The sequence below is a fragment of the Streptomyces sp. NPDC029216 genome, from assembly GCF_040648015.1.
GTDB lineage: Bacteria > Actinomycetota > Actinomycetes > Streptomycetales > Streptomycetaceae > Streptomyces.
This window is the reverse complement of record NZ_JBEZWL010000029.1, coordinates 25,980-37,985: the sequence shown is the minus strand read 5'-3', so window position 1 is coordinate 37,985 and position 12,006 is coordinate 25,980. Positions and strand designations below refer to the sequence as shown.

10 protein-coding genes are annotated in these 12,006 nt (G+C 75.2%); 4 read left to right on the top strand and 6 right to left on the bottom strand.

Annotated elements, in window-relative coordinates; all coding sequences use genetic code 11:
• Nucleotides 1–4 precede the first annotated feature (4 nt).
• Together AB0F18_RS14065 and AB0F18_RS14060 are read left to right on the top strand one after the other, a co-directional pair.
• Nucleotides 5–652 carry a precorrin-8X methylmutase gene (locus AB0F18_RS14065; protein ID WP_362059195.1) on the top strand — a complete coding sequence of 216 codons (648 nt, stop codon included), beginning with the start codon at nucleotides 5–7 and terminating at the stop codon, nucleotides 650–652.
• Entirely contained in the window at nucleotides 649–2,157 is a 1,509-nt protein-coding gene (locus AB0F18_RS14060; RefSeq protein WP_362059192.1) for a precorrin-2 C(20)-methyltransferase, read from the top strand. Before AB0F18_RS14065 ends, AB0F18_RS14060 begins: the two co-directional genes overlap by 4 nt.
• A gap of 81 nt (nucleotides 2,158–2,238) precedes the next feature.
• On the opposite strand, the gene AB0F18_RS14055 is transcribed toward AB0F18_RS14060, so the two are convergent.
• The 5 genes from AB0F18_RS14055 to AB0F18_RS14035 all read right to left on the bottom strand — a co-directional run bounded on the left by AB0F18_RS14055 (nucleotide 2,239) and on the right by AB0F18_RS14035 (nucleotide 6,791).
• On the bottom strand, nucleotides 2,239–2,757 hold the full coding sequence (locus tag AB0F18_RS14055; protein WP_362059189.1) for a hypothetical protein: 519 nt from the start codon (nucleotides 2,755–2,757) through the stop codon (nucleotides 2,239–2,241).
• 9 nt (nucleotides 2,758–2,766) lie between these two features.
• On the bottom strand, nucleotides 2,767–3,561 hold the full coding sequence (locus AB0F18_RS14050) for a cobalt-precorrin-6A reductase (protein WP_362059186.1): 795 nt from the start codon (nucleotides 3,559–3,561) through the stop codon (nucleotides 2,767–2,769).
• Entirely contained in the window at nucleotides 3,551–4,300 is a 750-nt protein-coding gene (gene cobM / locus AB0F18_RS14045; RefSeq protein WP_362059183.1) for a precorrin-4 C(11)-methyltransferase, read from the bottom strand. Before cobM ends, AB0F18_RS14050 begins: the two co-directional genes overlap by 11 nt.
• A gap of 99 nt (nucleotides 4,301–4,399) precedes the next feature.
• Nucleotides 4,400–5,638, bottom strand: coding sequence for a precorrin-6y C5,15-methyltransferase (decarboxylating) subunit CbiE (cbiE, locus tag AB0F18_RS14040; RefSeq protein WP_362059180.1), 1,239 nt, complete (start codon nucleotides 5,636–5,638; stop codon nucleotides 4,400–4,402).
• Between the two features lie 259 nt (nucleotides 5,639–5,897).
• On the bottom strand, nucleotides 5,898–6,791 hold the full coding sequence (locus AB0F18_RS14035) for a trypsin-like peptidase domain-containing protein (RefSeq protein ID WP_362059177.1): 894 nt from the start codon (nucleotides 6,789–6,791) through the stop codon (nucleotides 5,898–5,900).
• A gap of 191 nt (nucleotides 6,792–6,982) precedes the next feature.
• On the opposite strand from AB0F18_RS14035, the gene AB0F18_RS14030 reads away from it, so the two are divergent.
• On the top strand, nucleotides 6,983–8,032 hold the full coding sequence (locus AB0F18_RS14030) for a phosphatidylinositol-specific phospholipase C domain-containing protein (RefSeq protein ID WP_362059174.1): 1,050 nt from the start codon (nucleotides 6,983–6,985) through the stop codon (nucleotides 8,030–8,032).
• Nucleotides 8,033–8,103: 71 nt separating this feature from the next.
• Here the strand turns inward: AB0F18_RS14030 and AB0F18_RS14025 are convergent, their stop codons facing one another.
• Nucleotides 8,104–10,374, bottom strand: coding sequence for an immune inhibitor A domain-containing protein (locus AB0F18_RS14025; RefSeq protein ID WP_362059171.1), 2,271 nt, complete (start codon nucleotides 10,372–10,374; stop codon nucleotides 8,104–8,106).
• Between the two features lie 335 nt (nucleotides 10,375–10,709).
• Here AB0F18_RS14025 and AB0F18_RS14020 point away from each other — a divergent pair, with 335 nt between their 5' ends.
• Entirely contained in the window at nucleotides 10,710–11,972 is a 1,263-nt protein-coding gene (locus AB0F18_RS14020) for an AMP-binding protein (protein WP_362059168.1), read from the top strand.
• Nucleotides 11,973–12,006: the final 34 nt, after the last annotated feature.

The following is a 12,006-nucleotide window of genomic DNA, read 5'->3' as shown; positions in this document are numbered from 1 at the left end:
AGAAATGAGCGAGTACACCGTGTTCGAGTACGAGAAGGACGGCGCCGCGATCTACCGCCAGTCCTTTGCCACGATCCGCGCCGAGGCGGATCTCTCCGGGCTGCCCGCCTCGGTCGCCCAGGTCGCGGTGCGCATGATTCACGCCTGTGGCATGACCGACCTCCCCCAGGACCTGGGCTACACCCCCGACGTCGTCCTGCGGGCCCGCGCCGCGCTGCACGCCGGCGCGCCGATCCTGTGCGACGTGCAGATGGTCGCCAGCGGCGTCACCCGCAAGCGGCTGCCCGCCGGCAACGAGGTGATCTGTACCCTCTCCGACCCGGCCGTGCCCGCCCTCGCCGCGAAGATGGGCACCACGCGCAGCGCCGCCGCCCTCGAAGTCTGGCGCGACCGGGGCCTGTTGGAGAACTCCGTGATCGCCGTCGGCAACGCCCCGACCGCGCTGTTCCGGCTGCTGGAGATGATCGAGGAGGGCGCCCCGCGGCCCGCCGCCGTCATCGGCGTGCCCGTGGGCTTCATCGGCGCCGCCGAGTCCAAGGACGCCCTCGCCGCCCACCCCTCGGGCCTCGACCACCTGATCGTGCGGGGCCGGCGCGGCGGCAGCGCCATCGCGGCCGCCGCGGTCAACGCGATCGCGAGCGAGGAAGAATGAGCGGCCGGGAGGACAGTCAGGTGAAGGGGAAGCTGTACGGCGTCGGGCTCGGGCCCGGGGATCCGTCGCTGATGACCCTGCGCGCCGTCGAGGTGATAGCGCAGGCGGACGTCGTCGCCTACCACAGCGCCCGCCACGGCCGCTCCATCGCCCGCTCGATCGCCGCGAAGCACCTGCGCGCCGACCACGTCGAGGAGCCGCTGGTCTACCCGGTCACCACCGAGACCACCGACCACCCCGGCGGCTACCAGGGCGCGATGGAGGAGTTCTACGAGGCCTCCGCCGCCCGCCTGGCCGCGCACCTGGACGCCGGCCGGACCGTCGCCGTGCTCGCGGAGGGCGACCCGCTCTTCTACGGCTCGTACATGCACATGCACAAGCGGCTCGCGGACCGCTACGAGGCCGAGGTCATCCCCGGCGTCACCTCGGTCAGCGCCGCCGCCGCCCGCCTCGGCACCCCGCTCGTGGAGGGCGAGGAGGTGCTGACGATCCTGCCCGGCACCCTGCCCGAGGAGGAGCTCACCGCCCGCCTCGCCGCCACCGACTCGGCCGTCGTCATGAAGCTCGGCCGCACCTTCCCCGCCGTGCGCGGGGCGATGGAGGCCAGCGGGCGCCTGGCGGAGGCCCGTTACGTCGAGCGGGCCACGATGGAGGGCGAGCGGACCGGGGCCCTGGCCGACACCGACCCCGACAGCGTCCCGTACTTCGCGGTCGCCGTCGTGCCCAGCCGCGTCGGCAACCCGGGCAGCGTGCCGTCCGGGCCCGGCGAGGTCGCCGTCGTCGGCACCGGCCCGGCCGGTCCGCTGTGGCTGACCCCCGAGACGAAGCGGGCGCTGGCCGACGCCGAGGTGCTGATCGGGTACACGACCTACCTCGACCGGGTGCCGGTCCGGCCTGGCCAGGTGCGGCACGGCTCCGACAACAAGGTGGAGTCCGAGCGCGCCGAGTTCGCCCTCGAACTCGCCCGGCGCGGCAAGCGGGTGGCCGTGGTGTCCGGCGGCGACCCCGGGGTCTTCGCCATGGCCACCGCGGTCCTGGAGGTGGCCGGGCAGGCCCCGTACGCGGACGTGCCCGTACGGGTGCTGCCGGGCGTGACGGCGGCCAACGCGGCGGCCGCCGCGGCCGGGGCCCCGCTGGGCCACGACTACGCCACCGTCTCGCTCTCCGACCGGCTCAAGCCCTGGGAGGTCATCGCGGAGCGGCTGCGCGCGGCCGCCGCCGCCGACCTGGTGCTCGCCCTGTACAACCCGGGCTCGCGCAGCCGGACCTGGCAGGTGGCGCAGGCACGGGAGCTGCTGCTGGAGCTGCGCGCGCCGCAGACCCCGGTGGTCGTGGCCCGCGACGTGGGCGGGCCGGAGCAGTCGGTGCGTGTTGTCACGCTGGCCGAACTGGAGCCGTCCGAGGTGGACATGCGGACCATCCTGCTGATCGGCTCCTCGCAGACCCGGGTCACCGAACGGCCCGACGGGTCGCGGGTGACGTGGACCCCGCGCCGGTACCCGTGACCGCGCCGACGGGATGAGCACGGCCCGGCCCGGGGACACCGCCCCGGGCCGGGCCGCCGTCGTCCCGCCGCGCCCGGCGGCTCACCCCGGACAGCCGGCCAGGGCGTCCGCGCACCCCTGGACCGTCTCGGGGTCGACCGTGAGCAGCTGCCACGAGACGACACCGGCCGGGGGAGAGTCGTCCTGCGGGGCCGGGTCGATGTGCGCGGTCAGCGCCGCTCCCGCCGGGAAGTTCAGCCGGGTGACCTCCCCCGCGGTGCACGACACGTCGAACGACCGGTCCCCGTCGCCGCCTTCGCGGGACAGCACCAGCGTCACCCGCGAACTCTCCTCGCTGTCACAGGCGATGTCGAAGCGGTACGGGCGCTCCCCGCCGGTCTCCAGGGACTTGTCCATGCCGGCCTTGAGGAACCCCGTCCCCCGCATCGTCACCCGGGCCCCGGCCGGTACGTCCTTGCCCAGGACCTCGTCGGCCCGCTGCAGCGCGTCGTCGGGCTCCCAGCCCTTGGGTTCGGGCGCCGGGCCCCCGCCGCATCCGGTGACGAGCGCCGTCGCGGCCGCGAGGACCAGGACGAGGACGAGGGAGTGACGTATCCGCATCCCTTCACCCTAGAGGGTGCGGCCGCCGTCGCCGAGCCAGCGCAGGGCCGCCTCCACCGACTCCGCGCGGGCCACCCCGGAGGGCACCGGCGGACGGCGTACCACCAGGACCGGGATGCCCGCCTCGCGGGCGGCGGTGAGCTTGGGCGCGGTCGCGTCGCCGCCGCTGTCCTTGGTGACCAGGACGTCGATGCGGTGACGGGCCAGCAGCTCCCGCTCCTCCTCCAGGCCGAACGGCCCGCGCGCCAGCACCGTCTCCAGGTTCGGCGGCACCGGCCCCTGCGGCGGGTCCACCGAACGCACCAGGAACCAGGTGCCGGTGAGGTGCGCGAAGGCGTGCAGGCCCGTCCGGCCGGTGGTCAGGAAGGCCCGGCCGCCCAGCGAGGGCAGTACGGCGGCGGCCCCCGCGAGGTCGTCCGCGAAGGTCCAGGCGTCGCCCGGTCCCGGACTCCAGCCGGGCCGGCGCAGCGCCAGCACGGGCACGCCCGTGAGCGCCTCCGCCTCCGCCGCGTGGAAGCTCATCCGCTCCGCGAAGGGGTGCGTGGCGTCGACGACGTGCGTGACGCCGTGGGCGACGATCCAGCCGGCCAGCCCCTCGACCCCGCCGAAGCCGCCGATCCGGGTCTCGCCCGGCGGCAGCACGGGGGAGCTGACCCGGCCCGCGAGGGAGTTCGTCACCCGGTACTCGGAGGCGTACGCGGGGTCGCGCGCCAGCGCCTCGGCCAGCCGGCGGGCCTCGGTGGTGCCGCCCAGGATCAGCAGGTGCCGGCCGGGCTCCCGTGCGGCGGACGGGTCAGCAGACATGCCGGTCGCGCTCGGGGGAGTAGAGGTGGCTGTCGCGGAACTGCTCCGCGCCCAGCGTCCGGCCCACGACGATGACGGCAGTCCGCACCAGCCCCGCCTCCTTCACCTGGCCCGCGATGTCGGCGAGCGTGCCGCGCAGGATCAGCTCGTCGGGACGGCTGGCCATCGCCACCACCGCCACCGGGCACTCGGCCCCGTAGTGCGGCAGCAGTTCGTCCACGACGCGGTCCACGTAGCGGGTGGCCAGGTGCAGCACCAGCAGCGCCCCGCTGCGGCCGAGCGTGGCCAGGTCCTCGCCGGGCGGCATCGGCGTGGCCTGCTGGGCGATCCGGGTCAGGATGACGGTCTGGCCGACGGTGGGGACGGTCAGCTCCCGCTTGAGCGAGGCCGCCGCCGCCGCGAACGCGGGCACGCCCGGGACGACCTCGTACGGGATGCCGGCCGCGTCGAGGCGCCGCATCTGCTCGGCGACCGCGCTGAAGATGGAGGGGTCGCCGGAGTGCAGCCGCGCCACGTCCTGGCCCGCCTCGTGGGCCCGTACGCACTCGGCGATGATCTCGTCGAGGTTCAGCTGCGAGGTGTCGACCAGCCGGGCCCCGTCCGGGCATTCGGCGAGCAGCTCGCGCGGGACCAGGCTGCCCGCGTACAGGCAGACGGGGGCGGCGGCGAGGGTGCGGGCACCGCGTACGGTGATCAGGTCGGCGGCGCCGGGGCCCGCGCCGATGAAGTACACGGTCATGTCGGTCTCCTTGTGTCTTCGTCTTCGTCAGGGCGTTTGCGTCAGGGCGTCTTCGTCACGGAGTTTCTCGTCACGGAGTTTCTCGTCACGGCGTTTTCGTCACGGTGTTTTCGTCACGGACCACTGCGTGACGGGCATCGCCTGCCGCCAGCCCGTGAAGCCGCCGACCGGTACGGCGTGCGCGACGGCCAGCTTCACGAGCTCGCCGCCGTGGCGCCGGTGCTGTCCGGCGAGGACGGCCTCCGACTCCAGCGTCACGGTGTTGACGACCAGCCGGCCGCCGGGCGCCAGCGCCGTCCAGGCGGCGTCGAGGAGGCCGGGGGCGGTGAGCCCGCCGCCGATGAACACCGCGTCGGGGGTGGGCAGTCCGTCCAGCGCCGTCGGGGCCGCGCCGATGACCACGCGCAGGCCGGGGACGCCGAGCGCGGCCGCGTTGCGGGTGATGCGCGCGGCCCGCTCGGGGACGCGTTCCACGGCCACGGCGCGGCAGGAGGGGTGCGTCCGCATCCACTCGATGCCGATCGAGCCGGAGCCGCCGCCGATGTCCCACAGCAGCTCGCCGGGGGCGGGCGCCAGGGCGCAGAGCGTCGCCGCGCGGACGTGGCGCTTGGTGAGCTGGCCGTCGTGCTCGTACGCGGCGTCGGGCAGGCCGGGGGTGGCGCCGAGCCGGGGGAGCGGTGCGCCGGGGTCGCGGCGGCACTCGACGGCGACGACGTTGAGGGGGTCGCCGGGCTCGCGGTGCCACTGCGCGGCGGTGCCCTCGTACGCGTCCTCGCGCTCGGAGCCGAGCTGTTCGAGGACCCGCATCCGGCTCGGGCCGAAGCCCCGCTCACGAAGCAGAGCGGCGATCTCGTCCGGGGTCGCCGCTCCGGCGCTCAGCACCAGCAGCCGCCGCCCCTCGTGCAGCGCGGCCGCCACCCGGGCCACCGGCCGGCCGACCACGGTCACCACCTCGGTGTCCTCCACCGGCCAGCCCAGGCGGGCGCAGGCGTACGAGACGGACGAGGGGTGCGGGTGGACGTGGAGCGCGTCCGGGCCCAGCTCCTCGGAGAGGGCGCGGCCGATCCCGTAGAACATGGGGTCGCCGCTGGCCAGTACCGCGATCCGGCGTCCGGCGTGTTCGGCCATCAGCTTCGGCACGGCGGGGCGCAGCGGGCTCGGCCACGCGACCCGCAGCCCGGCGCACTCGGCGGCCGGCAGCAGGTCCAGCTGCCGGGGCCCGCCGATGAGCACCTCGGCGCGGGCCAGGGCCTCCCGGGCGGTGGCGGTGAGCCCGGCCCAGCCGTCGGCACCGAGGCCGACGACCGCCACGGGTATGGGGGGTGCTGCGGAGCTCACTGCGGTACCTCGGGAACGGGAGAGGGGGAATGCGCGGGCCGGACCCGCAGCTTACTGGGGCGCGGCCCCGGCTCCGGTGCCAGGGTGAGCAGGGACGAAGCCGCCGCCGGCCGGTGTCCGCCCCCGTCCGCCCCCGCCACGCCCCCGTCCGCCCCGGACGAAACCTGCCCCCGCCCCGGCCCGCCGCCCCACACTCGGAGCATGGACGACACTCCGGACAACCACTTGGCCCGTGGCCTCATGCTCCGCCGGACAGTCGCTAGCCCCGCACCGCCCGCTCGTACAGGGCCCGTACGCCGTCCCCGAAGAAGCTGCTGTACGAGGTCACCTCGTCCCCGCCCCCGTCACGCCCGCCGATGACCCCGATCAGGCTGCCGGCCGCGCTCAGGACCGGACCGCCGCTGGTCCCGTTGGGGACGTCCGCGCAGTCGAACCGCAGCTGCGTGGGCCCGTCGGCCACGGCCGTGTTCGAACAGCCCAGCGGGCGCTCGGCGTCGTTCGGGTACCCCACCAGCCGTGCGGGGACGGGCAGTTGCTGGCCGAAGCGGACGGGGTGCGCCCCCGTGACGTCCTCCAGCCGCTGCCCGGGGTGCCCGGCGCGGCGCACCCGGATGAACGCCACGTCGACGTCCGGGTCGGAGTCCCGCACCCAGCGCGGGTCCACGTCGATCCGGGTGGGCACCCACACCCCGTAGGGCGCCTTCCCCTCCTCGTACCCCGGCACGAAGGCCAGGTTGCTGCGGAACCCGCCCGCGTACACGCAGTGGGCGGCGGTGACGACGAGGTCCCCGCCGGCGGAGTGCACCACGCTCCCCGAGCAGTGGTGGTCGTCGTCCCAGTCCAGCCCGGGTGAGAACAGCGCCCCGATGGCGGCCTCGGCCGGCACGTCCCGGGCCTCCAGCGGATCGGACGCCTTCCAGGACTCCTCCGCGAAGGCCCGTACCGGCGGGGATCCCGGGGATCCTTCGGTGAGCTTCTCCAGCGCCCCGGCGGCGGCCTTGTCGGCCAGCGCGGCGTCCTGGGTGTAGTGGCCCTGCTCCCCGTCCCCCTGGACGACGGTTCCCATGCGGCCGAGCCCGAAGGCCACGCCGGCGGCCACCAGGGCGCAGCACACCCCGGCCAGCACGCAGACCCGTACGGCCCTGCCCGTCATCGCGCCGCTCCCACCGCCGAATGTCACCGTCAACCCACCCGAACGGCCGGCCGCCGCCCCGGGTTCCCGGCCGGCATGTGCCCCTCCTCACACCCCGCCCCCGAGCGGACATCCCAGGTCCTTCCCCTCTTCACCCAACTCCCCTACGCTCCCACCGCCTTACCACTCGGTAACCAGGGAGCCGCACACCCATGCCATTCCCCACCCGCCTGCGCACGGCAGCCGCTCTGCTCTCGGCCGCCCTCGCGACCCTCGCGCTGTCCGTCACCCCCGCCTCCGCCGTCACCCCCGCCTCCGCGGCGTCGGCCGACCCCCCGTACTCCGCGACCACGGGCGTGGGGGTGCACAACGCGTACGAGAAGACCAAATACCCCTACTTCGCGGACGCCCTGGACTCCGGCGCGGCGATGCTGGAGCTCGACGTCTGGACCAACTTCTTCGGCAGCTCCTGGCGCGTCTCGCACGACAACCCCTTCGGCAACGACAGCAACTGCGAGAACGCCACCACCCCCGCCCAGCTGCGCACGAAGTCCCGCAACCAGAACCTGGCGGGCTGCCTCTCCGACATCCGCAGCTGGCACGACGCCCACCCGGGCCACCGCCCGATCGTCCTCAAGCTGGAGCTCAAGGACGGCTTCGCCACGAACCTGGGCCGGGGCCCCGCCGCCCTCGACAGCCTCCTCACCTCGAAGCTCGGCGACGCCCTCTTCACCCCGGGCCGGCTCGCCGCCGGCCACCCGGACCTCGACACGGCCGCCCGCGCGGGCGCCTGGCCGGCCCGCTCGCTCATGGCGGGCACGTTCCTCGTCGAACTGATCCCCGGCACCGTCGAGGAGGGCAACAGCGCCGACAAGCTCTGGACGGACCGCGAGTACGCCGAGCACCTGCGCACCCACCTCTCCACGGCCGCCGCCTTCCCGGCGGTCCACCGCGCCGAACCGGGCGACCCCCGTACCACCCGCTACGCCGACCCGGCCCTGCGCCCCTGGTTCGTCGTCTTCGACGGCGACGCCGCCGCGTACGCCTCGGGCTCGATCGACACGTCCTGGTACGACCGCAACCGCTACCTCCTGATCGCCACGGACGCCCACAACGTGGCCCCGGCGATCGACTCCGTCCATCCCTCGGAGGACGAGGCCCGGGCCCGGGTGGCCCTGATGGCCGCCCACCACGCCTCGATCACCTCCTCGGACTGGTACCCCCTCCCCTCGGTCCTCGCCACGGTCCTGCCCCGCGGCTGACGGCCGGCGGCCCCGGAACGCGCGAACGCCTGCCGGCGGGTCCGGCAGGGCGTTCGCGCGTGCGGGTGGGGTCAGGGGGCGGACGGGGTCAGCTGGAGGGTGGCGGTCGTGGCGGATTCGCGCAGGACCTGGAGGCGGGTGCCCGTGTCGGGGACCTTGACGCCCAGCTGGGGGAGGTCCGGGTTCCAGTAGGCGGTGCGGTGGTCGTCGAACACCGGGACGCCCGGGCGGGAGGGGATCGTCAGGGTGCCGTTCGGCTTGTGGAGCGTGACGCGGTCCGTGGGGCGGGTGGAGAAGGGCGCGTCGAAGGTCTGGGCCCGGGCGTTGGCCGGGGTGCCGTCCGGGAAGCGGAGGGCGTCCGGGCGGGCGTCGACCGGGAGGATCAGACCCGAACCCGGGTGGGCCTTGGTGGTGTTGTCGCTGTACGCGGTGTCCCAGAGCCAGAGGAGGACGCCCTGCTGGTACGGGTAGAACTCCACCCGGTTGTCCGTCGAGGTGAAGTTGTACGGGCCCGTGCGGAGGTAGGAGCCGTAGCCGGTGTAGCGGCGGTTCTCCGCGAAGTAGGCGCGGGGGTGGGACTCGGTGCCCGTGCGGCCCTCGGTACGGGACCACTTGGTGGCCGTCCAGCCGTTGGCGCCCTGCTCCGCGCCGTCCGTGAGGAGGGTGCGGCCGTCCGCGTCCGAGGTGATGCGGAGGTCGTCGAGGGTGACGCCGCGGCCGTGGGTGTTGCCGTCCGAGGTGGCGTGGAAGCGGAGCCGGGTGGTGCCGGCGGGCAGGGGGACGGTGAGGGCGGTCCAGGCGGTGGAGGTGCCCGAGACGCCCTTCGGCGGGATGGGCGTGCCGTTCACCGTGCCGGGGAGCGGGGTCCAGGTGGCGCCGCCGTCGGACGAGGCCTCGACCGTGAGGAAGTCGAAGTCCTGTTCCGTGTCGTACCAGAGGCGGGCGCTCAGGGTCGCCGGTCCGCCGGAGAGGTCCAGCGGGCGGGTGAGGGTGTTGTCCATGAAGTCACCCGTGCCGCTCCACCACTGGCTCGTGCCCTCGGAGGGGTCCGTGAGCTCCGTACGGGTGGTCGAGGGCGGGAGGTGGATCAGGAGGGCCTGGGGGTCGGGGGTGTTGTAGCCGGAGACGCCGAGGGTGGCGCGGGCCCGGCGGCCGGCGTCGGCCTCCGTGTAGTCCAGCCAGCCCAGCTGGAGCTTGCTCCAGGGGTCCAGGTCGCCGGGCCACTGGCCCGTGGTGTTGGGGCCTTTGCCCAGGTAGGAGGCCGAGGACATCAGGGACCAGAAGTTGACGCCGTTGTCCCCGTCCGAGCTGTAGAGGTCGGGGAGGCCGAGGTCGTGGCCGAACTCGTGGGAGAAGAGGCCCGCTCCGCTGTTCTCGCCGCCGGTGAGGTAGTCGCCGGCCCAGATGCCCGTGTCGCCGACCGGGGTGCCGCCCGCCTTGTTGCCCTGCGGGCCCGCGGTGCCGGCCTGGTCCCAGTACGCGAACCAGCGGTGGGCCCAGATCGCGTCCTTGCCCTGGTCGCCGCCGCCCCAGGTCTGGTCCTTGCCCGCGTGGACGACCACCAGGTGGTCGAGGTACCCGTCGGGTTCGTTGAAGTTCCCGTCGTGGTCGGCGTCGTAGCGGTCCCACACGTCGTACGGGGCGAGTTCGGCCTTGATCTGCTCGGGGGTACGGCCCTTCGCGCGCTCGGAGTCGTACCAGGCGGCCGTGGCGTCGCGGACCAGGTCCCAGTTGGTGCGGCACTGGCCGGTCTCGGTGCACTGGTCCGTGCCGTAACGGGCTTCGTTGTAGGGGAGCTTGACCCAGTCGGTGACCGTGCCGTCGACGTCGTAGCGGCCGGAGGACTGGAGGTCGTAGTAGGCGCGCAGCGACGCCGCGCCGGGATCGGCGGAGAAGAACTGCCGCTGGTAGAAGTCCCGGTCGAAGTCCTTGCGCCAGAGGGTGTGGTTGTCGTCCTTCGGCGGCTTCGCGATCGCGTTGTGCAGGGGGCCGGGGGTGCCGCCGAAGCGGGGGTCCGTCCGGTCGCCGAACTCGGCCAGGATGACGAAGGCCTTGTCCTTGCGCTCCTGCGCGAGCTCGACGTACTGGTCGCCGATCCTGGTGGTCCGCGGGAGGGGGCCGGACCTGCGGGAGGCGGCGCCGCCGGCCGCGACGCCCTCCAGGGCCTGGCGGCGCAGGGCCTGCCGCCGGAGTTCGAGCGGGGCCGGGGGCGGCGCCGCCTCCTGGCCGGCCTGGGGGGCGGTGGGCGCCGGCGGGGGCGGGGCGGCGGCCTGGGCGGGGGTGGCGAGGAAGGCGAGAGCGGTGAGGGATATCGCCGCTCCCGCCGCGGCAAGTCTGCGCAACGGGGGTGACCTTTCCGGGAGTTCGGGAAGCTCGGGAGTGCGGTGCGCAGGTAATATTTCACATGTCACAGGTCACGACTAGGGGTCGTGACGCGGGGGATCAGGTGGGCAGCGCCCCGGGGAAGGGTGGAAGGACGGGGAGTGTGCAACGCCCGCCGTGGGAGCCCGGGCGTTTCCCCCGGCGCCCGGTGTCGTTGAGCCGGTCGGGCCGTTGGGCCCCAGCCCGCAGCCGACCGCACAGGAGGGACCCCGCGCATGCTCCTCGACCCCGCCGCACACCCGCCCGAGGTGCCCGCCGCCGGCCCGCTCGCCGGCGCGGTCCCGCCGGGGGCGTCGTGAGCGGCCCCGACGGTCCGGGCGTCCCTGACGCCCCGTCGGTCCCGGGGGTTCCAGGCGCCTCGCAGGCCCCGTCGGTCTCGGGGGTCTCGGGGGTCCCGGGAGCCCCGCAGGCCCCGTCGGTCTCAGGGGTCCCGGGTGTCCCGGCGGTTCCCGCCCTCCCCGCCCAGGGGTACGCGACCCTGCCCTTCGAGGCGCTCCGGGAGCGCCCCGGGATCGGGGCCGCCGCGCCCGACAGCACACCCGGCGGCTGGCACCTGCCCTGGGACCGGCTCGGCGGGGCCGAGGCCGCCCGGGTGCGCGGGCGGCTCCTGGCCGGGGAGTACGAGTTCCACACCTCCGGTACCGGAGGCGAGCCCGTCCGGCGGTGCGTCCTCACCGGTGAGCAGCTCCGGGCCGACGCCGCGCACGGCGCGCGCCTGCTGGCCCCGTACGCGCCCGAGGCCGTCGTCAGCTTCGTCCCGACCCGGCACGTCTACGGGGCCTCGGCCACGCTGATGCTGCCCGCCCTGACCGGGCTGCCGGTGTGGTTCTGGCCCGCGTTCGACGGCCCGCCGCCGCCCGTGACGGCCCGGCGGATCGCCGTCGTCGCCATTCCGTGGACCTTCCGGATCCTGGCCCGCTACCCCCGCTGGACCGCGTCCTTCGAGCACATCGTCTTCCTGCACGGCTCCGCCGAACTCCCGCCCGAGGCGCAGAGGTTCCGCGACGACGCGCGCACGGCCCTGGTCGAGCTGCTCGGCTCCACCGAGACCGGCGCCGTCGCGCACCGCAGCGGCTGGGAGCCGGACGGCCCGTGGACCCTGCTCGACGACGTCACCTTCGCCGCGCCCGGCGTCGGCGCGGAGGGCCCGCTCGCCGTCGCCGGGCCCCGCCTCGCCGCCCTCCCCGACGGCGGCCGCCCCGCGCACCACGAGATGGACGACCTGGTCCGCCGGCTCGGCGACCGGCTGTTCCTGCGCCGCGGCCGCCGCGCCCACCTGATCAGGGCCAACGGGATCCGGCACGACCTGGGCGCCATCGCCGCCCGGCTGCGCGCCGCGCTCCCCGGGGCGGACGTGGCCTGTGTGCGCGCCGCCGACCGGGCGGAGGGGGAGGCGTACGACGTCCTCGTCGCCGGCGGCGGCCCCCTGACGGCGGAGGGCGTTCGGGCCGCCGCGCGCGGCCTCGGCGCCGAACCGCGGAGGGTGCGGCTCGTCGACCGGATCCCGCGCGGCCCCCTCGGCAAGCCGCTGGCCCCGCCGCCGGAGCCGTCCGCATGACCGCCCCCGCTGCCGAGGCGGCGGCCGCCGCTTC